The sequence below is a fragment of the Prevotella sp. tc2-28 genome, assembly GCF_900107705.1.
Taxonomy (GTDB): domain Bacteria; phylum Bacteroidota; class Bacteroidia; order Bacteroidales; family Bacteroidaceae; genus Prevotella.
The window spans coordinates 43,853-69,335 of record NZ_FNRE01000003.1; the positions used below are offsets into that span (position 1 = coordinate 43,853).

A 25,483-nucleotide genomic window follows, 5' to 3' on the forward strand; every position below is an offset into this window, starting at 1 on the left:
GAGTAGAATTAGAGTAGAATTAGGGTAGAATTAATATACAATTAGAAAACAATGAAGTATGAAAAGGAAAGGAACAGGAAAGGGACTGATGATGGTAAGCAGATTGCGTCTTTCTATGGTCGAGGCGAGAATAATAGAAAAACAATATGAGAGAACACAATAAAACGCAGTTTTAGCAGTTATATTAAGTATACGACTGATAAAATAGCTTATGACGATATCTCTACTTGGTGCATTTTTGTTGAGTTTTATTTGTGGGATGGTATTTACACCCCTTATCCTTGATTTCTGCAAACAGAAAAACTTATATGACATTCCCAATGATCGAAAGGTACACAAAAATGCCATTCCACGACTGGGAGGCATCTCATTCCTTCCCAGCATGTTGATAGCTTTTTTCGTTATACTGATATTCTTCTCATTCTACAAACATGGCGATATTTCCATAAAGACGTGGAGCATGAGCTTCATTACAGGACTGGCTATCATCTATTTTGTAGGCATCATTGACGACCTGATAGGGTTGAATGCAAGTAGTAAATTTCTGACTCAGATAGCAACAGCATGTCTGCTGCCCTTTTCCGGACTATACATCAACAACCTCTACGGACTTTTTGGAATCTATGAGCTGCCTTATATTACAGGTGTTTTGTTAACCATCTTCATCATTGTGTTTATTGACAATGCCATCAATCTCATCGATGGGATTGACGGACTAGCAGGGGGACTATCGCTGTTAGCATTGAGTGGTTTTCTGGTATATTTCATACACTATGATGTTTTCATGCACACTTACAGCATCATTGTGGCAGGCTTGATAGGAGCGCTCATTGCCTTCCTTTATTTCAATATCTATGGGAGCACTGAGCGGAACACAAAGATTTTCATGGGCGATTCCGGCTCGTTATCGTTAGGATTCACACTTGGATTCCTGTCAATCAAATGTATAATGAACAACACATTGATTTGGCCTGAGCGTAGTGAGGCTTTTTTGGTTCCTGCCTCACTGCTTTTCATTCCTACGGCAGACGTTGTGAGAGTCACCTTGCATAGACTGCGCCATTGTCATCCACTATTTCTAGCCGATAAGAACCACATCCACCACAAGTTCATGAGAGCTGGATTGTCGCAGCATCAGACGTTAGCATTCATACTGATGCTGGCTGTTGCTATCGTGATACTGAATGCTTTACTCTACCCTACTATATGTGCAACATGGATAATAGCAATTGATGCTGCGCTATACTGCCTTGTCAATGTATGCATCAACCAATGGATAGATAGCAATTATATGAAGAGAGCTTTCGACGTGATTACATCATGTCTGTGTCTCATCATTTTTTCCCCTTTAATACTCTTATGCTATCTCATCATCAAAATTGGGGGAGGACCTGCTATCTACAAGCAAGAGCGCATAGGACTGGGAGGGCGCCCTTTCTACATTTACAAATTCCGAAGCATGAAAGTAGATGCAGAAAAAGAAGGTGAAGAGTTGCTGCAAATGGACAACGACCCACGACTGACAAAAATCGGACGCATTCTACGCAGTCATCATATTGATGAACTACCTCAGTTATGGAACGTCCTTCGTGGCGACATGTCCTTTGTCGGACCTCGTCCGGAGCGCAAGTACTATATTGAACAAATTATGAAGCGTGATTCACGATATGAAAAACTATACGCATTGCGCCCTGGAGTAACCAGTTATGCTACTTTGAAAAATGGTTATACAGATACAATTGACAAGATGCTGGTACGTCTGGAAATGGATTTATATTATTTAGAACATCAATCATTATGGACTGACATGAAAATATTACTGAAGACGTTTGTAAACATCGCATCAGGACGAATTTTCTGTATAGCTTTCGCCATACTATGTATGAACAATGCTATGGCACAGGATTCATTGCAGACCAACATCACCTACGACCTGACGACGGAAGCCGCCTTTGGTACGGGCGACTTCACAGCTTATCAACTGGTAACGAATCGACATCATGTATTGGCAACACGCCCCAACACGGCCTATCTGCGAGGTGCCGTCAATGTAGAGCATGCGTTCAATGAAGACTGGAAACTTTCCGGTACTATCGATGCCATCGGTTCTCTGCATGCTGATCACAAATCCTATCTGCAGCAGTGTTATGCCAACCTCTCGTGGAAATCGTTCTTTCTGGAGGTAGGCAGCAGGGAACAGCAACAGGTAGTGCGGGACGATCTGCTTTCCGTTGGCTCGTTCGTTAAAGGCACCAATGCCAAACCTATTCCTCAGGTACACATCGGAACTAATGGATTCTGGAACATTCCATATACAAAAGGATGGATACAGGTAAACTTCGATTTCGGCTATGGGAAATTCCTGGATAACAGCTATCGGGAGAAACAATATTTTGATCGTCAAGATGTCTGCTACCAATATGTCACAGGAGCTTATTATCACCAGAAGCATCTTTATATCCGCACCAACCCAGAGAAAACATTCTTTGCAATGGTGGGTATTGAACATGCCGCCCAGTTTGGTGGCACCAACTACAAGAATCAATCAGGTATCTTGGTCGCAAAAAGCAAGCCAGCTAACTTCAAAGCCTTCTGGAAAGTTATCCTGCCCCTAGGCGATAGCAACTATTTTGAGAATGAGGCTCTGGAGGATTGGGTGTATGGAAATCACGTGGGCGTGATGACCTATCAGATTGGATGGAACATCAACAAGAGCCATCAAGTACAAGCATATTTAGACAATCCATTTGAAGACGGATCTGGTATTCGTAAGGGTAATGGTTGGGACGGTTTATGGGGTTTGCAGTATAGCAACAAAACACTAGGCAGGCAGTATGTGCGCGGAGCTGTCTTTGAATATTTCCAAAGCACCAACCAGTCAGGTCCTTTGCATTGGGATAAGGGTGATTTTCCGGAACCTATCCGTAGCCAAATTACCGACTTAGTGACGGGTAATGACAATTATTACAACCACTTGTTCTATGGTAGTTATGCTCACTACGGCATGACGCCAGGCATTGCCCTGATTACATCTCCCATCTATAATAAGAATGGGTTCAATGAGTTTAGCAACAATCGTGTCAAGGCATGGCATCTGGGTGTCAATGGCGAGTTGACAGACCATCTTTCCTATCTTGTCAAAGGCTCTTATCAGGAAGGATGGGGCACCTATGGTGCTCCTGCACCTCAAAAGCTACACTCTTTCGATGCCATGTTCCAAGGCATCTACATACAGGGGCCTTGGAAGATCTCTGCTGCCTATGCTTTCGATGCAGGCAACGTCTATGGCGACTGTAACACGTTTAACATTAAAATAGGTTATCATGGCAAGATTCTTTAAATATTTTCTCTTTTCACTTTGTGCGATTCACTTTTCACTTCTCTTTTCCTCATGTCAAGAAGGAAGAGAAGCCGGCGATTTGCTGGGCCAGTGGCGCATGGATCATACCGATTCCAAATACATCAGTTTCTCTGGTTCTATTGTTTGGGTGAAGGATCTTAAGAACTGTAACGTGTATGGAAATTTCCAGCATGTGGGTGACAGTCTGTTCATTCAGTGTTATTCAGAAAAGGCAGAGAAAGCAGACACCATAATGATTGAGGAATCGTTTGGTTTCAAGCCTTTCAATAATATCAGGGTAAAAATAGCTGCCTTAGATAACGACCAGCTTGTCATTACCAAAGGCAGCCAAACATGGAGTTTCCACAAATACTGATTTATTTCTTGATGCGGTAGATACGGAACGACATGGCAGGAAGCAGGTCGTTGATGACCGACTGCTTTTTACCTACCTCAACTGCCGCACTACCTTTCTTCGGTGTGATGAATTCAGGATGCTGGATGCTGTTCTCATCATCCAGACCCTGATGACTCAGCGTAAGTGTCTGAGCAGTTTCGGCACCTGTCATGTCCTTCAGATTCAGTGTGATGGACTGCTCGTTCTTCGACGTATTGACCACCTTGACAATGACCTCGTTGGCATCTTTGTCATAGGCGGCTGAAGCAAAGAGTCCATTCTGACCTTCCTGGTTGGCGACAGGCTGAGGCTTGCCCTTTTTCGTCTTGGCTGGTGTGGTCAGCGAAAGAACATGCGTACCCTTGTTGGTGGCGTACATCTGCTGAACATAGTAGCTCACGGTCTTGAACATCTGTGTCTGGTCGTACCAAATCTGGTCTGGACGCCATTGCCATCCGTCGACATGGGCGAAGAGCGGAGCAGGAGTCGTCATATGTACGATGTCGGCATTACGCTCAAAGCCTGTCATGTGAGCAGCCTCCAAGATAGCAGCCTCGTAGTGGTTCCACTTCTTACCCTTGCCGTGACAGGCATACTCACCCGCAAACACCTTTGGTCCCTTGCGATCGTAAGAGTCGTAGCGGAGGCCATGGCTCAGGAACCATGCTTCATTACGATAATAGTGCTCGTCGTAGAGATCAACCTTCAGTTCCTTCATACGGGGTTGCAGCAGGTCGAAATCCCAACCCTCAGAGTTAGGGCCTGTGGTACCGATCAGTTTCAGCGTTGGATATTTGGCACGCAAGGCATCACTAAACTTCTTCAGACGAGCCGTAAATACAGGACCAAAACCACCGTGAGCCTCATCATAGTCCCACTGCTCGTTACCAACACCCAAGAACTTCAGGTTAAAAGGAGCAGGGTGACCCATGTCGGCACGTACCTCACCCCACTTCGTAGTTACATCACCATTGGCAAACTCTACAAGGTCGAGAGCATCCTGGATATAGGAATCCAGGTCGTCAAGGGCCACATGCACACCAGGCTTGGTGGGGTTAGGGTTCTGGAATTGACAACTTAGGCCACATGAGATGACGGGCAATGGTTCGGCACCGATGTCCTCAGCCAACTGAAAGAACTCAAAGAAACCCAGTCCATATGACTGATAGTAGTCGGGGAAGTAGCGGAAGTCAAAGGTATGTTCCCAGCGGTTCTGGTTCAGCGGACGGTTTTCTACAGGACCTACAGAGTTCTTCCACTGATAACGGGTTGTCAGGTCGGTACCCTCCACGATGCATCCACCAGGGAAACGGAAGATACCCGGGCGTAGGTCTTCCAAAGCTTGTGCTAAGTCGCGACGCATTCCATTCTCACGGTTCTTATAGGTTTTGACAGGGAACAACGACACATGCTCCAGACAGACTTTGTTAGCACTATTCAGGAAAATGCGCAGTTTAGCATGCTTCAGTGTTTTCGAAGCAGTCAGTGTAACGGTGTATTTCTTCCATTCCTTGGAGGTGATATTCAGTTTCTGCTCAGCAAACTCTTGGCGTTCATCCATCGAATTCTCCTGAATGAGCTGGACACGGATGGCAGAATTACCCTTAGGAGCCTTGGCCCATACGGAGAAGCGGTAGCTCTCACCTTTCTTTACGCCAATGCCGAAGTACCCCTCATTCACCAGACCTGTGCGACGGTCGCGATGACCAGGATTGCTCAATTCCACATAGTGCGGGCAACGCTCAAAGGGTCCGTCATCCTCCACCTCGACACGACCAAAGGCCTGCCATCCCATCAAGTGCTGAGGAAACTCGAAGGAGCGGTTCTTCACCAGTTCACCATACAATCCGCCATCAGCGGCATAGTTGATGTCCTCGAAAAAAATACCATACATGGTCGATTGGATAGGCGCACCTAATTTCTTGGTACTTACATCCATCGTCATTTGTGCCATAGCGACAAGGGATATACCCATGACAACAGCCAATGATAAGAATCTTTTCTTCATTTTCTTAGGTCTAATAAAGTTATACAAATGTTCATATTATTCTTCCCAACGGAAAACAGCCCCATTACGACGGGCAGGGTCTACACCTGTAAAGTCCATAGAATAAGGACTGCCCGTAGTAGGACTCTTGCCGATATATCGGTGGGTACGCATTGACATGAGCATAAACTCATGGTCAAGGTAGTCCTGCCACATAAACACCTCGGCTTTCGAAACATCAGTGGTCAGACGGACATCACCGGCAAGACCATAGCCAGCACAGAAAACGTAGCGACCGTCTTCACACTGGAGGATAACCTGTCCCTGTCCTTTATCAATGATACGAAAACGTGTTAACTTGGAATTGTCCTTGGCATAGGTGTCATGCAACAGGCCATGCTCCAGAGCAATAGCAGGACGACCTGTAGCAAGATTGATGATACGGAAACTCTTGCCGTAAGGAATATTACCCGAACGGTCAGCCTTGGGCTCTACGACAGTGAAATTGTCAAACTCTGCATAGCCACCCTGCTTGCCCTTGTGATTGAAAGCAAAGAGGGCGTGGCGCGAGCCTTGGAAGGTGATGAGCTGATAGCTTAAAGGCATCTCACGGCCTATCTGGTGATAATCCTCGCCATTGAGCGAGTATTCATAGTGTGCCTGGTCATGGTCATAGTCACCTACCATGCGCAACCAAACTTTTTTGATGGTCCCGTCTGTTGCGGCGATACCTAAGGTCACAGTATCGTTGACTGCTTGTTCGAAACAGCGCAGATGCAGGCGAGAGTCATCCTTGGTGACCCCTATCCACGAGCAAGGCACATTGATGTTGCCCAGTCCGGCGACGTCGCCATCCTTCATACCTTGAACATACAGTTCGACGGTAGCGACGCTGGCAGGACCAATAACGCGCTGTGTCAACGTGTTGCGGGCCCACATCAGCTGTTCGGCAGGCATTGACTGCAGGCGCAGACGGCCATTTTTCAGGCTCCACTTGGTGTCATCAGGATTGTGGTTCCATTGCCAAATAGGCTTCAAAGAAGTGAGAGGTGAATGGCGAGAGGTGAGTGAATAGTTGAAGTTGTCCGAGCGGTCGTATGGTGCATGAGGTTGGAAAATCCTTTCTTCTTGCTCCTTACCTCTCACTTCTATCTGAGGCTTTAGCCACGTGCGAGGAGCACGTCCGAGGTTACCTTCCAGTCCCAACATGGGCCATCCGTCTTTCCATGTAATCGGTGCCAGTGTCACCGTACGGCCGATGGAATGGAAGTCCATCATCAGTAAAGCCCACCATTGACCGTTCTGATCTTCGACAATGCCCCCCTGATGAATATTGGTACAAGCAGTAGCATCCTTGTCAACAGCAGGAAGACCAAACGGCGTGCCATCCTCACCAATGCGGTATTTCACACCACGAGGGACTTGTGTCAGTGGAGCTGCATGATAGCCAAACGTCTCGTCGGCAGTGATGGTGATGGTCTCGTAAGGTCCCCAGATACTCTTAGACCGCGAACAGAGGGTTCGTCCATTAGGTTTATAATCGGTAGAGATAAGGTAGTACATACCATTGATCTTATACATGTGGTGTCCCTCTCCAACTGCATTACCCTCAGGAATGATGACACGCTCTGTTTCCTCTTTCGGTCCGCTCATGTCGGGTTTCAGTTCTGTACACTTCACCTCTCCATATCCATGAATGGCATATATTTTTCCATCGTCATCGAAGAGCACAGAAAGGTCGTAGATACGGCCCTGCATGTTATGATGTTTCCATGGTCCACGGATATCCTTTGAGGTATAACATTGGAGCCCTTTACCGTTGACATTCGTAAAAACATAAAACTGTCCGTTTGCACAACGGATGGCTGGTGCCCATACACCCTGGCCATAAATCTCTTTATGGTTTTTCAGCGAAAACGCCTCATCGTCAAAATCGAAACGGTCAAAGCAATAGCTGATATTTTCCCAGTTAACCAAATCCTTGGAATGCAGGATGACAAGGCCTGGAACGGCATGCATTGTAGTACCCGCCAGATAATAGTCATCACCCACACGAAGGATGTCTGGGTCGGAGAACTCGTCATAGAACAACGGATTCGTAAAGGTTCCATTTCCATTATCAGCAGTCCATGAAGTCTGAGCACTTGCCGTGGGCAAATGAGAAATTAGAATAAAAAATGTGAGAATGATTATTTGTTTCATAATTCGCTATTATCTAATCGTTTTTAAAACGCTTTGTACCTTTAGGTCAAAGAATTAAATAGTCTGCACTCCAAAGGAAGGGCTGCTAAACAATAACAAAGGCTCCTTTATGCTCAATTTTGGAACAAAGATAGTGTTTTTTTGTGATAACACCAAATCATTTTGCGCTTTTAGGGAAATTCCCCTCTTCGATTAGGGAAAATCCTTTGTTATATCATTATTTTCTGTCTACTTTTGCATCGTGAACAAATAAAACCAACGATTATGAAGAAGATCATGATAGCCCTTACAATTATACTGACAATGGCAGCAACGGGCAAGGCAATGAGTTATGAACAGGCTCGCAACGAAGCATTGTTTCTAACAGACAAAATGGCATACGAGTTGAACTTGACGGACGAACAGTATGAGGCAGCCTACGAAATCAACCTCGACTACCTGATGGGTGTGACGAGCTACGATGATGTATATGGTAACTACTGGGAGCGCCGTAACCTGGACATGAGCTATGTACTATTGGATTGGCAGTGGCGCACATTCTGTGCTGCCAGCTACTTCTATCGCCCACTCTACTGGCGTGACGGTTTCTGGCATTTTGGCATCTACGCCCGCTATCCACACCGTGACTACTTCTACTTCGGACGTCCTGTATTCTACGCCAGCTATCGTGGTGGACATGCCTGGCACGTCATTGGTGGACGAGGCTACTACTATGGTCGTCGTGAGCATTTCCGCCCTGTAGGACGCACGCATTTCGGCATGCTGGACCGTTGGAACCGTGGTGATTTCCACCACAGCCGTGGGCCCGTCACCCGTTATCGTGACAACTACGGAGGTGTGCGCCACAGTTCTACACGTACCACTGTAAACCGTAACAGTGGTTCATTTACCGACCGTGGTTCTTTCCATCGCAACGGCACTTTCCACAATGGTGGAGTTCGCAGTACAAACCCACGTACTGGAGCAAGCGGCTCATATAGCGGTGGTGGCTCTTTTGGAGGAAGCCATAACGGTGGTGGATCATTCGGAGGAAATCACAGCGGTCGCACAGGTGGAGGCTCTTTTGGAGGCAGCACTAGCGGTCGCACAGGAGGAGGTTCATTCGGCAGTGGCGCTACCCGTAGCATGAGCAGCGGTTCCTTTGGAGGAGGTCACCGCAGCAGCGGAGGCAGCCAGGGAGGCGGTCACAGCAGCAGAGGCGGTGCTTTCAGCAGAGGTCGTTAACAGACGAACTTCAGCATTCATCATTCGCTGCACCTCACGCATCGTACACCTTGCATAAACGGCTAAGATAGCTTTGTTGATGATACCATGACCAACGGCCACTACTCGTTTCCCCGGGTATGTGGCCGTTAGATATAACAGAAAGTCGCGAGCTCTCAACAGCAAAGTTTCCTCACTTTCTATATCATCAGGCCACACCTCACCTTTCAATTCAGGAATATAGCGTCCCGTAAATCCACCCCAGTCGCGTTCACGCAACAAGGGTGTTGTCTCGACAGGTAACCCATGAGGTGCAGCAATAAACGCTGCTGTCTGGATGGCGCGATGCAAATCACTGGCCACTACAGCGTCAATGGTCTCTTTAGCCAAGCGTTGAGCCACTTGCTGCGCCTGTTCGATTCCCTGCTCATTCAGTTCACCTTGTGTCTGTCCCTGCATGATTTGCCGTGCATTATCAACGGTTTCACCATGTCGAACCAAAAAAATTGTTGTCTTCATGCATGCAAAGATACGAAAAATTTGTATCTTTGCCCCCAGAATCATAAAAAAACAAATATGAAGATTTTTCAGAGTTCCATTTTCCGAGCATTATGTGCCATTGTGGTTGGTGCACTGCTTATCAAGTATCCGCAAGACGGAGTTACATGGCTGACAATAGCTATTGGGGTGCTTTTCCTGTTATCGGGCATCATTTCCGTGATGGCTTATCTGAATGCAAAGAAACACGAAGGTGAATATACGATTACTGACAGCCAGGGGCGTATCGTTTCCGGAGGTCAGCCCACCTTTCCTATCGTGGGAGCCGGTAGCGTCATCTTAGGACTGGTTCTGGCCTTGTCACCTCATGTATTTGTCAATGGTTTGATGTATATCCTTGGTGCCATCATGATTCTAGGCGGTATCAACCAACTGATGAACCTGGTTTCTGCCCGTCGATTGGGCAAAGTTTCATTCGGCTTTTGGATTGCCCCATCCATCATCTTCATCACGGGCCTATTTGTTGTCTTGAAGCCCATGGAGACTGCTGAATTGCCTCTGCTCATATTAGGTTGGTGTTCATTGCTCTACGGAATAACTGAACTCATCAACGCCTTGAAAATTCGCAGTATTCGCAAATTGGCAGAACGTCAGCAAGAGGAGTCTGAACGTCTGAACCAGCAGGATACTGCCGTAGAAATCAGTTCTGAAATCAACAAGTCACAAGAAGAGAGTACCCCTACCTCAGAAGAAAAGGAGGAGGAGTACCCTGATTTTATCGGATAGCGACCAATCTCTACACGTTGGTCACAATACCTTCGATGTAGGTCTTTAGGATATGTATGCCGGTCTTATTCTCATGTCCCCAGGGGATGATAAGATCGGCATATTTCTTTGTAGGTTCTATGAACTGCTGGTGCATGGGCTTGAGCACTTTCTCATACCGGTCGAGTACCATATCTACGGTTCGTCCACGCTCCACTACATCACGTCGGATATTACGGATAAGACGTACGTCATCATCAGTATCCACAAAAATTTTAAGGTCCATCATGTCACGCAACTTCTTATAATGCAGCGTCATAATGCCCTCTAGGATGATAACAGGCTTCGGTTCTACATGTACAGTTTCTGGCAGACGGTTGGAAATGACGTATGAATAGGTAGGCTGCTCAATAGCCTCACCATTTTTCAACATTTTGATATGCTCCGTCAACAGTTTCCAGTCAAAGGCATCAGGATGGTCGAAGTTGATGGCCTTCCGTTCCTCGTCTGTCATTCCTGTAGTATCATTATAGTACGAATCAAGAGGAACAACTGCTGCGCAATGGGGAGGCAGAACTTTGGCAATTTTCTTTACGACGGTCGTCTTGCCTGAACCTGTACCGCCCGCAATTCCTATAATATACATTCTTTTTTAAATAAGAAATTAAACACTTTCTGATATGCCTCCGCCTTTCGTTCGACAGCCATTGGGTAGGCACGCGAACTACTTGGCATCCGATAAAGGCGCATTCTCCGATGATCGAATTCGAACTCAGTATAGTCACCCACTTGAGGTTCCTCCATATGGAACTGTCGACAAGCAATTGTGGTTGCCAACTGTCCAGCTGTCAAAATTGCCTGGCACGCTGGTATTTTGCGAACCATCTCCGCCAGATTGGTCTCCTCCACGATGTCCAAGTCCTTATCGCTGGCTGTATTCTTAGTACGAATAATGCGTGTGGCTGTATCATACATGGCAATCCCCTTCTCTTTTAGAAATGCCACGATGTTGTCGATATCGTAAGTCTTCTCCTTTAATCTGACAAAGTACATCTTGTCACCAAAGAAACAGATGCCCATGATGCGCCACATATCATTGGTAAAATTGGGATAATAGAACTTCATAGCCCATCGTTTCTCTGCCGGTGGGAAAGTGCCTAGCATCAACAACTTTGCATTCAATGGCAGAAAAGGTTCAAAAGGATGGTGCTCTATCTCCATTATTTCTGCTCTTTTACCAGATATACTAGTGTTGGCAGGTGATCGCTATAACCGTTGAGCCATACGCCACCAGCATGGGTACGCAACGTATTTCCCTTATACTTTCCTTCTTGCTGGAACAAGTAGTCACGACGGAATATCTGAGGTTGCCACAACTTCAATGTCGAATAGTCGCGCTGTCCTTTCTGGTTCAACAGCGAGTTCGACAAGATAATCTGGTCGAAAAGGTTCCAGGCACCATCATACATCAATGTTCCCGTTCCACTGGCATGGATATCCCAGAAAGGATTATATAGGTCAGCCTGTTCCTTGACTTCTTCAATCTTACGCTTGGCACCCAATGCAACAGACATTGAGGGATCCTTCGGGTCGTCGTTCATATCACCCATGATGAAAAGCTTCACCTGAGGGTCCTCAGCAATCAGCGAGTCCTTTACTACACGTATCTGTTTGCCTCCCAATTCGCGGTAATAAGAGGAGGCTCCACGGGAAGGCAAGTGGTTGACAATGATGGTGACATGCTCGTTAGCCATTGTTCCACTAACCACAAGGAAACCACGTGTAGCTCGCATGGAGTCTTTCGGCAAATCATAGACATAAGGCACCAATTTGACATTACGCACTGTGAAGAGTGACGGATTGTAAAGCAAACCGCAGTCAACCCCGCGTTGGTCTGGACCTTCAATATGACAGAACTGGAAATTGCGGGCCTTCAAGACATCCTGATTACACAAGTCCGTCAGACACTTGGCATTTTCAACCTCAGAGACACCGATAGCAGCACATCCCACAAGAGGCAACTTGTCGGTACCCATCTCGGAGAGCACGCGTGCCATGTTACGCAACTTGCTCGTATACTTTAGCCCTGACCATTTGTTGCGTCCATCGGGCAGATACTCATAGTCGTTCTTTCCAGCATCGTGACAAGTATCAAACAGGTTCTCAAGGTTATAGAATCCAATAGCATAGACCGAGAATTTCTTCTCCTGGGCTTGCGCATTCAACGTTCCTGCCAGGAACATGACGGCGAGAAGGGATAGTAATTTTTTCATATGCTTATAGTTTTATGTTGCGAAGATAGGCATAATTTTTGAGATAATCTAATATTTTTAAAAAAAAGATACGAAAACATAGCTATTTTTTCTTTTTATTCGTTAACTTTGCAGCAAATATACTAATAATTATAAACAAGTAATCTTATGCAAAGAAAACTGAAATTTGCCGTGTTGGCACTTTGTGTGGCAACGACAGCTTTTGCCCAGTCCCCAGAAACGGACAAGGAAGGACAGGCTGCCGTAACCAGCGAACAGGCCTTCACTTTCACGGAAGCTCAGTTGGGCGAGGACGATGACATGTCTCAGAATGTGACGATCATCTCTTCAAACCAGAACATCTACGCATCACAAGTAGGCTACATGTTCAGTCCCGTCCGCTTCCGCTATCGTGCTTTTAATCAAAAGTACAATGAGATTTACATCAACGGTGCCCTGATGAACGATATGGAGACAGGTCAGTTCCGCTATGCACTGGTAGGAGGTCTGAACCAGCAGACTCGTGGCGTGGAGAATGCACTGCCTTTTGAGTTCAACAATTTCTCCATGACAGGCATGGGTGGTTCGAATAATTACGACTTCCGTCCTAGTCACATGCCTACAGGACAACGACTGACGCTAAGCGGTGCTAACCGTAACTATACCGTACGTGCCATGTACACTATCAACACAGGACTTCGACCTGACGGATGGGCATTCTCTGCAAATGTCACCTACCGCTGGGCCAACATGAACACGTCGTATGTCGATGGAACGTTCTACAACGCCCTCTCCTATTTCTTTGGCGCTGAGAAGAAATTGAACGACTTCCACTCGCTAAGCATCGTTACATGGGGTAACCCAACAGAACGTGCCACACAAGGTGCTGGTACTGACGAGATGTATTGGTTGGCAAACAGTAATTTCTACAACCCCAACTGGGGATACCAGAATGGCGAGAAGCGTAACTCACGTGTTGTTAACGACTTTGCGCCCACAGCCATGATCACCTGGGATTGGAACATCAGCGACAAGACCAAACTGACCACCTCGTTGACAGGCCGTTACTCTATGTACAAGGCCACCAAGCTCAACTACAATGGTGGAGAGAATCCTGCCCCCGACTATTGGAAGAACATGCCATCGAGTTACTATGACGTTTGGAATGAAGATGACTACTGGGGACGTACCATGACAGGCTATAACGACTTCATGTATGCAGCTACCTACCTAGGGGACAGCAAGGCTAACCGCCAAATCAACTGGGATGGTCTGTATTATGCCAACCTGCAGGGCAATGCCACTGGTCGTGACGCCGCTTACTATGTTCAGGCCAAGCATAATAACAATCTGAACATCACTTTGTCGTCAGCCCTAAAGACGGAACTGAACAAAAACACGACGTGGAATGTTGGCCTACAGCTTGCCCACAACACGGGTATGCACTACCAGACAATGGAAGACCTGCTGGGAGCCAAGACTTTCCATAACATCAACACCTACGCACTAGGGAACTACCCCGCTTCTGACCCTCGCGTACAATATGACCTGAACAATCCGAATGGCGTTGTCAATGAGGGCGACCGCTTCGGTTATGATTATAACCTGTTGGTACGCAAGGCTCAGCTGTGGAGTGCCCTTCGTTACAACAAGGGTGCCCTGCATTCATTCCTCGCAGGTCGCATTGGTGGTGTCACCATGCAACGCGATGGCAAGATGCGCAATGGTATGGCTGCAGAATATTCCTATGGCAAGAGTGGTACGGCTAAATTCCTGGAAGGTGGTGGCAAAGTCGGTCTGGCCTATCGTTTCGCCAAGGGCAACACAGTAACGCTGGGTGCCGGCTTCGAGTTCAAGGCTCCACAGGCTCAGACTGCCTTTGTCTCTCCTGAGATCAACAACGACTTTGTGGCAAACCTGAAGAACGAGAAGGTGTTCAGTTCCGAACTGGGCTATCAGTTTGAGACTAGCTGGATGAAGGCCAACGTCAACGGATACTACAGCTACCTGACAGACGTTACAGAATGGCAGAACTTCTTCTACGACGACATCGGTTCGTTCTCCTATGTCTCTATGACAGGCATTAAGAAGGCTCACTACGGATTGGAATGGGGTCTGAACTTCAAGCTCGGCTCTGCTTTCAGCGTCAAGACCATCGGAACCATTAGCGAAGCCAAGAACATGAACAACGCAGCTGTTCGTTATATGAACTCCACCGAAGGGACCTATCATGATGACATTGTATATAATAAGAACATGCGCGAGAGCGGCACACCACTTTCTGCTTACAACCTGACACTGAGTTACCATGCTGGTGGCTGGTTCATTGATGTTATGGGTAATTACTACCACCGCATCTACTTAAGCTATTCACCTAGCTATCGCTATGGCAACACCCTGGAGAACCGTCAGACATCATGGACTCAGTTCTACGATGCCAACCACAACCAGCCTAACGCAGGTAACGATCCCAGCAAGTATATTGTGACAGGCGAACAGGTATACTATACCAGCGCACAGGCCGCCCAGGATCCCAGTGTCCAAGAAGGACAACTGTTGCCTGGTGCCATCGACCAGGAGAAGAGCAACGGCGGTTTTATGCTCGACCTCTCTATCGGTAAGAGCCTTAGACTGAAGAAAGGCTCACTCAGCATCAACCTCTCATTGTCCAACCTGCTGAACAACACCAAGCTCTGTACTGGTGGTTACGAACAAGGGCGAAGCAACTACTCTGTCAACTCAGAAACGGGTGAAGTTGGTTCTGCACGCGTTTACAAATTTGACAAGAACCCCAAGAAGTTCTATGCCTACGGAATCAACGGAATGCTGAACATTGCATATAAATTCTAAAAACAGGACAACTATGAAGACAAAGAAATATATTCTCTTCGCTTTGGCAGCATTGCTGACAGCCTCATGTCACGATGATGGTAACTGGGGACAAAAACCGTGGGAGCAATACGACCCAACCTACGGAATAGAAGCCAACGGCAACCAAAATCTGAGAGCGACCAACCCTAAGAGTATCGCTGACGTCAAGGCTATGTTCAGTAAAGAAATCAGTGGTGGAAGTCTGAGACAGGTTACCGAGCCTCTGCAGATACAAGGCATCGTGGTGGGTAACGACGAGGGTGGCAACATCTACCAGTCACTCTATATCCAGGATGCAACAGGTGCTATCAGCATCAGTATCTCACAAGCTGGTCTCTATGGTCCATTCTCCATCGGACAGGCCGTTTTGATAGAGCTGGAAGGACTTTATGTTGGTGGCTACGGACAACAGCCCCAAATTGGCACCATCTACGAGAATCCCAAGAACGGTAATATCCAGACAGGACGTATGAGCCGCTACGAATGGATGAAACACTACAAGCTATTGGAAGAACTGGATGATCTAAAGCCCACCCCCATAGCAGTAACCAGTATGGCTGCTCTGGATCTGGAAAAGGACTGCTGTAAACTAATTACACTGAAAAACGTGGAACTGACAGCAGCTGACGGAAAGGCCGTCTTTGCCCCATCTGACGGCAGTGTAACCCTGACTAGCAATTGTGCCAACCGTGATATCAAAGGCATGAACAACGTTGTCGTGCGTACCAGTACCTACGCCAAGTTCGCCAATGCTGTCATGCCAACGGGCAAGGTTGACATCACAGGTATTGCCTCACGTTTCAACAATACTTGGCAGATTCTGATGCGTACTGATAAGGACATCAAGGTTGCCCAATAACTTACTTAACCTCAACGAATAACAAAATAGAAAAAAGATATGAAAAAGATTGCAAGACTTATGACACTGGCATTAGTGGTATTTGCCCTAGCCAGCTGTGAGGACGTTCCGAGTCCATTTGGCACTGTTACGCCACCAAAGGGTGACAGCAGGGGTTCTGACATTCCGCCTACGGGAACAGGTACAGCTACCGACCCCTTCAATGTGCAGAAGGCTATTGACTTCGTGAAGGAATTAGGTGCTGACGTTGAGTCAGAAACTGCTCTTTATGTCAAGGGAAAGGTTCTCTCCATCTCTGAGATTTCTGCATCCTATGGCAATGCATCCTTCATTCTATCTGATGATACCGAAGGTACCAACAAATTTACAGCCTACCGCGTAAAGGGCTTTAACAACCAGAAGATTACCGACGAGAAGATGATTAAAGTGGGTGACGATGTCATTATCTGCGGTAAGATTGTAAACTACAAAGGTAATACGCCTGAGACCGTACAGAATACAGGTTATATCTACTCTGTCAATGGAAAAACAGGCGGCGATCCTGCGCCAACAGGTGAAGCTAAAGGTACTGGCACACAAGCCGATCCCTTCAACATTGCCGCTGCTATTGCGAAATGCAAGGAGATTGGCACTACAGCATCTACTGAGAAGTACTATGTAAAAGGCATTGTGGTGAAGGGGGGGACTGTTTCCGGTGGCTTTGGAAACGTGACCTTCGACATGGGCGACACCAAAGATGCAACAACTACCTTTAAGGCATTCCAAGTTGCAGGAACAGACGGAGAAAAACTGGCTGACGGTTACACAGTAAATGCCGGTGACGAAGTCGTTGTCTACGGACCTATTTACAACTATCAAGGCAACACTCCTGAAACATCAGGAAAGAGTGCAGCCCAGATAGTCACCATCAATGGAAAGAAGACAAGTGAAGGTTCTGGTGGCACCCCTTCCAGTGAGGTTAAGGCTGTTACCATTGCCGAGTTTAACGCTGCTGCTGAAAGCACCGATATCTGGTATCAATTGACGGGTACAATCAAGAGCCTAAAAGAAGGCGATAAGTATGGAAACTTCAATCTTGAAGATGCAACGGGTTCTGTATACGTTTATGGTCTGCTGTCAGAAAAGGGTGGAGCCAAACAGAAATTCCAAGAGTTAGTAGCTGCACAAGGCTTGCAGGCCGGTACCAAGATTACCATTATTGGAAACCGCAGCTCTTACAACGGACAAATTCAAGTTGCCAATGCCTACTTTGTCAAAGTAGAAGATAGTAGTGACACCCCTGGTGGTGGAGAATCCGGTGCAAGCAGTATAACAGTAGCCATGTCTTCATTGGGTGTAGCAAATGGTGTTGAAGTTGGTACCAAGACGCTCACTGACGGCACGGTACTGACTTTCGACAAAGGAAGCAATAACAATGCACCCAAATACTACGATTCAGGCACAGCAGTCCGCATGTATCCCAACAACAGCGTTACTGTGACTGCATCCAAGAAGATTGCCTCCATTAAGCTAACTTGTTCCGCAAACAACGCTGAAGGAAAGATCTCTGCATCAAAAGGAACGATTGTTATTGAGGGCATGACTGTGAACCTCAATGGCATAGACGACACGACGACAACCATTACGAATTCCCATACGGGTACTGGTGCTGCCAGTCAGTTGCGAATAGCCTCAATAGAAATCACTTACGCGAAATAATAATTCGCATCATAACCATCAAAAAGGCTGCAAGACCAACAGGTTTTGCAGCTTTTCACTTGATTGCAGGAAATAATTTTTGAGAAAAGAGATAAAATATTTGGTTAGAAGGATTTTTTTTCTTACCTTTGCACCCGCTTTTATGCACAATAGACAAGTAACATATAATAATTAACAAGAAAATGAAAAAAGGTATTCATCCAGACAACTATCGCCCCGTCGTGTTCAAGGACATGTCCAACGGCGATATGTTTCTCTCGAAGTCTACAGCAAAGACTAACGACACTGTAGAGTTCGAAGGCGAAACTTACCCCGTGGTAAAGATTGAAATTTCGAGCACTTCTCACCCCTTCTACACTGGTAAGAGCAAGCTCGTCGACACCGCTGGTCGTGTTGATAAGTTCATGAGCCGCTACGGTAAGGCTGCGAAGAAATAAATAATTTCAAGCCTAACAAGATTTAAGGCGCGTCCGAAGGTAGTTGCATATGCCTTTTGACGCGCCTTTTTAGCTAATAACAAAAACATCAGCAACTATGAAGACTAAACAACTTATCTTTCTTTTCGCCTGTGCACTTACAATGGCTGCCTGTGGTGGTGACGACCCTGTCAACATCCACGGAGACTCCAAGACAACATCCATCAGTGACGACACTAGTGCAAATACCAACAAGAACACATCTGGTCCCACTGAGGCTCAGACACACTATGAGTTCCCAAAAGTGAAAGGTGGCACAAGCGACATCATAGTACACTCCACCACGAATTATGGAGTGAACTTTTCTTTGGAGTGGGATCATCAGAAGAAGGCCACACGTTGGGTCTGCTGGGAAGTGAACAGCGAAAACCGCGTTGAGAAATACAGCAGAAATCAGTTATGGCCCAATGGCGATCCCTGGGCATACGACCCGAAGGTTCCTCAAACCGAGCAACAGGCGACCTATAGCGAACTGAGCAAGAGTTACTACCCAGGCTATATCCCCGGTGTTCACAAAGAATCAGATTATTTGTATCAGAAAGGCCACATCTGTGCCTCACAAGACCGCATCTATGATAAAGAAGCCAACCAACAGACGTTTTACATGACAAACATCTACCCGCAGGTAGGCAACTTCAATGGCAAGCTGTGGGCTAAGCTTGAAGGACAGGTACGTTCTTGGGGCAAGAACAGCAACGTGATGTATGTCTGCAAAGGAGGCACTATCGACAAGGATAGCGAAATATTAGGATACACCATTGGCAAACACATCATTCCAAAATACTTCTTCATGGCTATTGTCAGTCAGACGACCAAGGGAGTCAGGGGTATCGCTTTTTGGATGGAGCACCTGAACGAAGACCGTTCTGGCGACCTACTCAGCAAGTATGCCATGAGCATCGACGACTTGGAAAGCAAGACCGGAATCGACTTCTTCTGTAATCTTCCAGACGACACAGAGAACAAGGTTGAGGGCACACTGACGCTTAGCGACTGGAATCTTCAATAAAAAAAATTAAAATTCTTGGCTATCACAAGGAAATGTTGTATCTTTGGGCAGGCTAATTAACCGAAGATACAACATTTATAATAAATTACACATAAACAATGAAGACTATTTATGATTTCTCTGTCAAAGACAGAAAGGGAAAAGACGTTTCACTGAAAGAGTATGCCAACGAGGTACTGCTGATTGTCAACACAGCCACCAAGTGCGGCTTCACCCCACAGTACGACGAATTGGAAGCATGCTACAAGAAATACCATAGCCAGGGTTTTGAGATTCTCGATTTCCCCTGCAACCAGTTCGGACAGCAGGCTCCCGGCACAGACGAGAGCATTCACGAGTTCTGTAAGCTCAACTTCGGCACCGAGTTCCCCCGATTCAAGAAAGTCAAGGTAAACGGTGAAGATGCCGAGCCACTCTTCAAGTTTCTGCAGGACCAGAAAGGCTTTGCCGGATGGGACCCAGAGCACAACCTGACCCCCATTTTGGACGATATGCTGTCCAAGGTTGACCCTGACTACAAGCAAAAGTCCGATATCAAGTGGAATTTCACCAAGTTCCTCATCAACAAGAAAGGACAGGTTATTGCACGTTTTGAGCCCACCGAGAAGATGGAGAACATTGAAAAGCAGATTGAGGAACTCTTGAAATAAGTATGGAACACGTAAAATGCTTGATTATAGGTAGCGGCCCTGCAGGCTATACAGCAGCCATCTATGCCAGTCGTGCCAACCTGCATCCCGTTGAATATAGCGGTATGCAACCCGGAGGACAGCTGACTCAGACTACTGAGGTCGAGAATTTTCCTGGTTATCCTCAGGGAGTTGATGGCAACCAGATGATGATGGACCTCCGGGAGCAGGCCGAGCGTTTTGGTGCAGACATTCGCGACGGATCTATCACCAAGGTCGATTTCTCACAACGTCCCTATAAGCTTTGGGCTGAGGATGGCACAGAACTGCAGGCAGATACCGTCATTATCGCCACAGGAGCCTCAGCCAAGTACCTGGGACTCGACGACGAGCGTAAGTACAATGGACAAGGCGTCAGTGCATGTGCCACCTGCGACGGATTCTTCTATCGCAAGAAGACCGTAGCCGTGGTTGGTGGTGGCGATACCGCCTGTGAAGATGCCCTCTACCTCAGTGGACTCGCCAAGAAAGTGTACCTGATCGTACGCAAGCCCTTCTTGCGTGCCTCCAAGGTCATGCAGGATCGTGTCATGCAGGCAGAGAACATCGAAATTCTGTTTGAGCACAACACCCTGGGACTGTTTGGCGAGAACGGCGTAGAAGGTGCACACCTCGTCAAGCGTAAGGGAGAGCCCGACGAAGAAAAGGTAGACATCGCTATTGACGGTTTCTTCCTCGCCATTGGTCATAAGCCAAACACCGACATCTTCAAAGAGTGGCTTGACACCGACGAAGTAGGTTACCTGAAGAAGATTGACGGAACCCCACGCACCAAGCTAGCAGGCATCTTTGTTGCCGGCGACTGTGCCGATCCTGTGTATCGTCAGGCTATCAGTGCAGCAGGAACAGGTTGCCAGGCAGCCATCGAAGCCGAGCGCTTCCTATTGGAGAACAGTTAGAGTATCACCTTTTGGGATATGCATCAAAAAAGCCTCGCTTCCCAGCGAGGCTTTTTACATAAAAAACTAAATTAATCAACCATAAACCTTAACCATTAAAATTCTATTCTGTAATAGGGAAACCCCTATCAAGTAATTTAAATGAGGAAGAGAATTCTCTAATTCTCTGTTTTTCTGTTGCAAATGTACTACAATTCCATAGCAAGGGGGTTCACATTCCATTAATTAAGGTTTAAAATTCGTGATTATTACATTTTTTGGAGTATAAATAATGATAATTAAACCAAAATCGTCATTTTAACATAAATTTCAAACCTCTTTTTATCATTATTTGTGCAAAAGTTGTAAATTTGCACCGAACAAATGTACCCATTATGGATATTTTAAACCTTCTACTTATCATTATTATTGTTATATTACTCATATATTGCACACGGTTGAAGCTTCGTCAGCCATTGCAAGACCACCCTATTTTGCCCAACAGTGACCTATCCGTAAAGGTCAGCAATAACGACATCATGCATTGCATCCGTAATACCGCTGTACATTTCAATACATTGATGGAGGAAAATCATTTGGAATTCAGCATCAAATGCAATCCAGACAGTATGATGGGATGGACTGATACAGACAAGATAGACAAGATTATCCTGCTATTGCTCTCCGACATGGCCCAACACACCCCTTCAGGCGGCAAAGTCATGCTGGAAGCCTCAACCAACACCAAATACGACCATATCACGATTAGTTTCAATGATACAGGATCTAAACTTCCTGGGACAGGACTCACCCTTGTCTCCCAATTGGTAAGCCTGCACCACGGAACGCTCAACAGCAACTATTACGAAGGGCATGGTAACTCCATTTATATAGAGCTTCCCATCAAGAAAGAAGCCTACCAGTTTCAACCAGGCGACAACGAGGCCATATTGCCAACAGAACAACTTTCCACCTTCCACATTCCTAATGACATAGCACTCAACGTGCCAACCATCCAATTGCCCAAAGATGCCGATATAGACAAGAAGACACTGGAGAGCATCGTGCAAGAGGCATACGAGTCGCCTGACCAGAAATTCCTGCAACGCGCCATCAACTGTGTCCAGGAGCATATCGACGACAGCGACTACGACCGTGAGACATTTGCAGCTGATATGGGAGCCAGTCCCAGTTCTCTTTATAATAAAATACGTGCCCTTACAGGCAAGAGCATCACCAATTTCATCCGCGACATCCGCATACAGGCAGCCTGTCGCATGGCCAAGGAAAATCCAGACCTCCGTATCAGCGATATAGCCTACCGTGTAGGATTCAGGGATCCCAAATACTTCGCCACCTCCTTCAAGCGCGTCATAGGAACCCAGCCTAAGGAGTATTTTGAAAAGCTCAGGGCAGAATAGCTGTTTAGAGACCATCATTACGACGCGTCAACCATAGTCCCGTAAAGGTAAACAAGGCATTCAGCATCAGCAGCTCATAGCCAAAACGATAACCCGTCCATTGCCCTACCCCATAGTCCAGCAGGTAGCATAGCAAGGGCGAGGCGACAGCGATATACGGCACGTAATAGTCGTTAACGACGTATTTTGTCAGCAGTCCGAATGCAAACAAGCCCAGCAAAGGCCCATAGGTATACGATGCGATGATATATACTGCATCTATCAGACTGGTGGAGTTGACCGTCTTGAACAGAAGGATAACCAGAACGAACAATACGCACATAACGATGTGGACGCACTTTCTCAATGCCTCATCATCAGCCCGTTCCTTGATATCCACACAAAAAATCGTCGTCAGCGATGTCAAGGCAGAGTCAGCACTAGAGAACGATGCCGCCAGAATGCCAAGCACGAAGATGGCTGTGAGAGGTGACAGGTTAGAAGTGAGCGAAATGTATTGAGGCAGCAAGTCGTCACCCATGACAGGAATGGCTATGCCCTTTTGCTGGTACCACATTACGAGCAACACGCCCAGCGAGAGGAATAGCAAGTTGGCAGGCAGGAATGCCAGGCCATAGGTACACATATCTTTCTGGGCTCCCCGTAGCGTCTTACACGTCAGGTTCTTCTGCATCATGTCCTGATCCACCCCCGTCATGACCAATACGACGAACACACCACTCAGAAACTGTTTCCAGAAATGCTGTTTCGACACCCAGTCATCCATCACGACGATGCGCGACAGGTCGTTGGCAGCTATGGCACGCACCGCTTCCGTCATCGTCATGTCCATATCTGTCACTACCTTATATATAATAAGGAGAAGAGCCGTAAACAGACACACCGTCTGCAACGAGTCCGTCCACACCAGTGTCTTGATACCACCCTGTCGCGTGTAGAGCCATATCAGCAGCACCATTCCCATCACCGTAGCCACGAAGGGCACTCCCATCGGTGTTAACACAAAATGTTGGAGAATCATGCAGACCACATAGAATCGCACTGCAGCTCCCATCATCTTCGACAACAGGAAGAACGACGCCCCCGTCTTATGCGACCTCCTTCCCAGTCGCTGAGCCAGATAGCCGTAGATAGACGTCAGGTTCAGCTTATAATAGAGTGGCAGCAGGAGGAAAGCCACCACGACATATCCCAGGATGAAGCCCATACACATCTGCAGATACGTCATTTGCGTATGAAGCACCATTCCCGGAACCGACACGAAGGTAACACCCGATATCGAGGCACCCACCATGCCGAAGGCCACCATATACCACGGTGATCGCCTGTCAGCTCTGTAGAACGTCTCGTTGGTTGCCCTACGACCTGTCCACCGACTGATGCCGAACAGCAGCAAAAAATAGCCCAAAACGATAGCAATCATCATCATAATGGCTGCAAAAATACAAAAAATTACGCAATTGAACAATAAATTGTAAATTGTAAATTGTCAAATATTAAATTTATTTGTATCTTTGCAGTCGGTAATCTCTAACCAACAACAATAAGCAAAATGACAAAACAGAAAAAATTCATTCTCCAAGAGAGCGAGATTCCTACACAGTGGTACAACATCCAGGCCGACATGCCCAACAAGCCGATGCCGCCTATCCACCCTGCTACCAAGCAGCCCTTAGGCGTCGATGACCTGGCACACATCTTCCCCCGCGAGTGCTGTGTGCAAGAGTTGGACACTGAACACGCATGGATAGATATTCCGGAAGAAGTGCTCGACAAATACAAATATTACCGTTCTACACCGTTGGTACGCGCCTATGCCCTTGAAGAGGCCCTGGGCACCCCTGCCCATATCTACTTCAAGAACGAGAGCACCAACCCGTTGGGTTCGCATAAAATCAACTCCGCCATTCCTCAGTGCTACTATGCCAAGCAGGAAGGCACCACCAACGTCACCACAGAGACCGGTGCCGGCCAGTGGGGTATGGCCCTAAGCTATGCTGCCAAGCTCTACGGACTGGAGTGTGCCGTCTATCAGGTGAAGATCACGATGCAGCAGAAGCCCTATCGCTCCAGTGTGATGCGCACCTTCGGAGCTGCTGTCACCGGTTCTCCTTCCATGTCCACCCGTGCTGGCAAGGACATCATCACCAAGGACCCCACCCATCCTGGCTCTTTGGGAACGGCTATTTCCGAGGCTGTCGAACTGGCCACCACCACCCCCAACTGTAAATACACCTTGGGTTCTGTGCTCAACCACGTCGGTCTGCACCAGACCATCATCGGACTGGAGGCTGAGAAGCAGATGGCAATGGCAGGCGAATACCCCGATATCGTCATCGGATGCTTTGGCGGTGGCTCCAACTTCGGTGGCATCTCCTTCCCCTTCATGCGCCACAACCTGCTGGACGGCAAGACCACCGAGTTTATTGCTGCTGAGCCCGACAGTTGTCCGAAGCTCACACGCGGCCAGTTCCGTTACGACTTTGGCGACGAGGCAGGCTACACGCCGTTGCTGCCCATGTTCACGTTGGGCCACAACTTCAAGCCCTCTAACATCCATGCTGGCGGACTGCGCTATCACGGTGCAGGTATGATTATCTCCCAGCTCATCAAGGACGGTCTGATGCATGGTGTCGACATTCCCCAACTCGAAACCTTCGAGGCAGGTATGCTCTTTGCCCGCACCGAGGGCATTATCCCTGCTCCCGAGAGCACTCACGCCATTGCGGCTACCATCCGTGAAGCCAAGAAATGCATCGAGACGGGCGAGGAGAAAGTCATCCTCTTCAACCTCTCCGGTCATGGCTTGATTGACATGCCTTCTTATGAGTCATACATCAACGGTGACCTGCAGAACTACACCGTCACCGACGAGATGATCGCCCAGAACCTGGCAGAACTCGACAAGCAATAATCATTCTACGATAAAAGAAGCCCG

Annotated in this window: 18 protein-coding genes and 4 pseudogenes; 15 read left to right on the forward strand and 7 right to left on the reverse strand. The window is 47.2% G+C overall.

Features of this window, described 5'->3' with window-relative positions:
• Window positions 1-460: 460 nt before the first annotated feature.
• The 4 genes and pseudogenes from BLU47_RS15260 to BLU47_RS03460 form a co-directional block, all read left to right on the forward strand.
• A pseudogene (locus BLU47_RS15260) lies at window positions 461-934 on the forward strand (MraY family glycosyltransferase); the annotation flags it as partial.
• Between the two features lie 357 nt (window positions 935-1,291).
• A pseudogene (locus tag BLU47_RS15085) lies at window positions 1,292-1,858 on the forward strand (sugar transferase); the annotation flags it as partial.
• Between the two features lie 195 nt (window positions 1,859-2,053).
• Window positions 2,054-3,340, forward strand: a pseudogene (locus tag BLU47_RS15090) (capsule assembly Wzi family protein); the annotation flags it as partial.
• Between the two features lie 97 nt (window positions 3,341-3,437).
• Window positions 3,438-3,716: a hypothetical protein gene (locus BLU47_RS03460; RefSeq protein ID WP_176780432.1), complete on the forward strand. Its 279-nt coding sequence runs from the start codon at window positions 3,438-3,440 to the stop codon at window positions 3,714-3,716.
• 1 nt (window position 3,717) lies between these two features.
• Here BLU47_RS03460 and BLU47_RS03465 read toward each other — a convergent pair whose 3' ends face one another.
• Window positions 3,718-5,745: an alpha-L-arabinofuranosidase C-terminal domain-containing protein gene (locus BLU47_RS03465; protein WP_091958471.1), complete on the reverse strand. Its 2,028-nt coding sequence runs from the start codon at window positions 5,743-5,745 to the stop codon at window positions 3,718-3,720.
• A gap of 36 nt (window positions 5,746-5,781) precedes the next feature.
• On the reverse strand, window positions 5,782-7,926 hold the full coding sequence (locus BLU47_RS03470; protein ID WP_091958473.1) for a glycoside hydrolase family 43 protein: 2,145 nt from the start codon (window positions 7,924-7,926) through the stop codon (window positions 5,782-5,784).
• A gap of 264 nt (window positions 7,927-8,190) precedes the next feature.
• Here BLU47_RS03470 and BLU47_RS03475 point away from each other — a divergent pair, with 264 nt between their 5' ends.
• Window positions 8,191-9,150: a hypothetical protein gene (locus BLU47_RS03475; protein ID WP_255402077.1), complete on the forward strand. Its 960-nt coding sequence runs from the start codon at window positions 8,191-8,193 to the stop codon at window positions 9,148-9,150.
• Here the strand turns inward: BLU47_RS03475 and BLU47_RS03480 are convergent.
• Window positions 9,148-9,648: pseudogene (locus BLU47_RS03480) on the reverse strand (histidine phosphatase family protein); the annotation flags it as partial. The gene BLU47_RS03475 and the pseudogene BLU47_RS03480 sit on opposite strands and share 3 nt — an antisense overlap.
• 57 nt (window positions 9,649-9,705) lie before the next feature.
• Between BLU47_RS03480 and BLU47_RS03485 the strand changes: the two are divergent.
• Window positions 9,706-10,413: an HdeD family acid-resistance protein gene (locus BLU47_RS03485; RefSeq protein WP_091958479.1), complete on the forward strand. Its 708-nt coding sequence runs from the start codon at window positions 9,706-9,708 to the stop codon at window positions 10,411-10,413.
• Window positions 10,414-10,423: 10 nt separating this feature from the next.
• On the opposite strand, the gene udk is transcribed toward BLU47_RS03485, so the two are convergent.
• Genes udk through BLU47_RS03500 form a run of 3 tightly spaced genes read right to left on the reverse strand, consistent with a single transcriptional unit; the run spans window position 10,424 to window position 12,665 of the window.
• Window positions 10,424-11,038, reverse strand: a complete 615-nt coding sequence (gene udk / locus BLU47_RS03490) for a uridine kinase (RefSeq protein WP_091958482.1) — start codon at window positions 11,036-11,038, stop codon at window positions 10,424-10,426.
• Window positions 11,026-11,613, reverse strand: a complete 588-nt coding sequence (locus tag BLU47_RS03495) for a uracil-DNA glycosylase family protein (RefSeq protein ID WP_091958485.1) — start codon at window positions 11,611-11,613, stop codon at window positions 11,026-11,028. The genes udk and BLU47_RS03495 overlap by 13 nt, the downstream gene beginning before the upstream one ends.
• Window positions 11,613-12,665, reverse strand: coding sequence for an endonuclease/exonuclease/phosphatase family protein (locus BLU47_RS03500; RefSeq protein WP_091958488.1), 1,053 nt, complete (start codon window positions 12,663-12,665; stop codon window positions 11,613-11,615). Before BLU47_RS03500 ends, BLU47_RS03495 begins: the two co-directional genes overlap by 1 nt.
• 147 nt (window positions 12,666-12,812) lie before the next feature.
• Here BLU47_RS03500 and BLU47_RS03505 point away from each other — a divergent pair, with 147 nt between their 5' ends.
• The 8 genes from BLU47_RS03505 to BLU47_RS03540 all read left to right on the forward strand — a co-directional run bounded on the left by BLU47_RS03505 (window position 12,813) and on the right by BLU47_RS03540 (window position 22,545).
• Entirely contained in the window at window positions 12,813-15,494 is a 2,682-nt protein-coding gene (locus BLU47_RS03505) for a TonB-dependent receptor (protein ID WP_091958491.1), read from the forward strand.
• A gap of 13 nt (window positions 15,495-15,507) precedes the next feature.
• Window positions 15,508-16,374: a DUF5689 domain-containing protein gene (locus tag BLU47_RS03510; protein WP_091958493.1), complete on the forward strand. Its 867-nt coding sequence runs from the start codon at window positions 15,508-15,510 to the stop codon at window positions 16,372-16,374.
• Between the two features lie 39 nt (window positions 16,375-16,413).
• Window positions 16,414-18,072, forward strand: coding sequence for a single stranded DNA-binding domain-containing protein (locus tag BLU47_RS03515; RefSeq protein ID WP_143025446.1), 1,659 nt, complete (start codon window positions 16,414-16,416; stop codon window positions 18,070-18,072).
• A 182-nt stretch (window positions 18,073-18,254) separates the two neighbouring features.
• Window positions 18,255-18,509, forward strand: coding sequence for a type B 50S ribosomal protein L31 (locus tag BLU47_RS03520; protein ID WP_091958498.1), 255 nt, complete (start codon window positions 18,255-18,257; stop codon window positions 18,507-18,509).
• Window positions 18,510-18,606: 97 nt separating this feature from the next.
• On the forward strand, window positions 18,607-19,557 hold the full coding sequence (locus BLU47_RS03525) for a DNA/RNA non-specific endonuclease (protein WP_091958501.1): 951 nt from the start codon (window positions 18,607-18,609) through the stop codon (window positions 19,555-19,557).
• 98 nt (window positions 19,558-19,655) lie between these two features.
• Window positions 19,656-20,207, forward strand: coding sequence for a glutathione peroxidase (locus tag BLU47_RS03530; protein ID WP_091958504.1), 552 nt, complete (start codon window positions 19,656-19,658; stop codon window positions 20,205-20,207).
• Window positions 20,208-20,209: 2 nt separating this feature from the next.
• Window positions 20,210-21,145, forward strand: coding sequence for a thioredoxin-disulfide reductase (gene trxB, locus BLU47_RS03535; RefSeq protein ID WP_091958507.1), 936 nt, complete (start codon window positions 20,210-20,212; stop codon window positions 21,143-21,145).
• Window positions 21,146-21,519: 374 nt separating this feature from the next.
• Complete coding sequence (locus BLU47_RS03540; RefSeq protein ID WP_091958510.1) at window positions 21,520-22,545, forward strand: helix-turn-helix domain-containing protein; 1,026 nt, start codon at window positions 21,520-21,522, stop codon at window positions 22,543-22,545.
• Between the two features lie 4 nt (window positions 22,546-22,549).
• Here the strand turns inward: BLU47_RS03540 and BLU47_RS03545 are convergent, their stop codons facing one another.
• A complete protein-coding gene (locus BLU47_RS03545) occupies window positions 22,550-23,974 on the reverse strand; it encodes a sodium:solute symporter (RefSeq protein ID WP_091958513.1) in 1,425 nt (474 codons plus the stop codon).
• 123 nt (window positions 23,975-24,097) lie between these two features.
• Between BLU47_RS03545 and BLU47_RS03550 the strand changes: the two genes are divergently transcribed.
• Window positions 24,098-25,459, forward strand: coding sequence for a TrpB-like pyridoxal phosphate-dependent enzyme (locus BLU47_RS03550; protein ID WP_091958515.1), 1,362 nt, complete (start codon window positions 24,098-24,100; stop codon window positions 25,457-25,459).
• The last annotated feature ends 24 nt before the right edge of the window (window positions 25,460-25,483 follow it).

Coding starts and splice junctions, on each gene's coding strand:
- BLU47_RS03460 (WP_176780432.1), top strand. CDS start 3,438: ATGGATCATACCGATTCCAAATACATCAGTTTCTCTGGTTCTATTGTT.
- BLU47_RS03465 (WP_091958471.1), bottom strand. CDS start 5,745: ATGAAGAAAAGATTCTTATCATTGGCTGTTGTCATGGGTATATCCCTT.
- BLU47_RS03470 (WP_091958473.1), bottom strand. CDS start 7,926: ATGAAACAAATAATCATTCTCACATTTTTTATTCTAATTTCTCATTTG.
- BLU47_RS03475 (WP_255402077.1), top strand. CDS start 8,191: ATGAAGAAGATCATGATAGCCCTTACAATTATACTGACAATGGCAGCA.
- BLU47_RS03485 (WP_091958479.1), top strand. CDS start 9,706: ATGAAGATTTTTCAGAGTTCCATTTTCCGAGCATTATGTGCCATTGTG.
- udk (WP_091958482.1), bottom strand. CDS start 11,038: ATGTATATTATAGGAATTGCGGGCGGTACAGGTTCAGGCAAGACGACC.
- BLU47_RS03495 (WP_091958485.1), bottom strand. CDS start 11,613: ATGGAGATAGAGCACCATCCTTTTGAACCTTTTCTGCCATTGAATGCA.
- BLU47_RS03500 (WP_091958488.1), bottom strand. CDS start 12,665: ATGAAAAAATTACTATCCCTTCTCGCCGTCATGTTCCTGGCAGGAACG.
- BLU47_RS03505 (WP_091958491.1), top strand. CDS start 12,813: ATGCAAAGAAAACTGAAATTTGCCGTGTTGGCACTTTGTGTGGCAACG.
- BLU47_RS03510 (WP_091958493.1), top strand. CDS start 15,508: ATGAAGACAAAGAAATATATTCTCTTCGCTTTGGCAGCATTGCTGACA.
- BLU47_RS03515 (WP_143025446.1), top strand. CDS start 16,414: ATGAAAAAGATTGCAAGACTTATGACACTGGCATTAGTGGTATTTGCC.
- BLU47_RS03520 (WP_091958498.1), top strand. CDS start 18,255: ATGAAAAAAGGTATTCATCCAGACAACTATCGCCCCGTCGTGTTCAAG.
- BLU47_RS03525 (WP_091958501.1), top strand. CDS start 18,607: ATGAAGACTAAACAACTTATCTTTCTTTTCGCCTGTGCACTTACAATG.
- BLU47_RS03530 (WP_091958504.1), top strand. CDS start 19,656: ATGAAGACTATTTATGATTTCTCTGTCAAAGACAGAAAGGGAAAAGAC.
- trxB (WP_091958507.1), top strand. CDS start 20,210: ATGGAACACGTAAAATGCTTGATTATAGGTAGCGGCCCTGCAGGCTAT.
- BLU47_RS03540 (WP_091958510.1), top strand. CDS start 21,520: ATGGATATTTTAAACCTTCTACTTATCATTATTATTGTTATATTACTC.
- BLU47_RS03545 (WP_091958513.1), bottom strand. CDS start 23,974: ATGATGATGATTGCTATCGTTTTGGGCTATTTTTTGCTGCTGTTCGGC.
- BLU47_RS03550 (WP_091958515.1), top strand. CDS start 24,098: ATGACAAAACAGAAAAAATTCATTCTCCAAGAGAGCGAGATTCCTACA.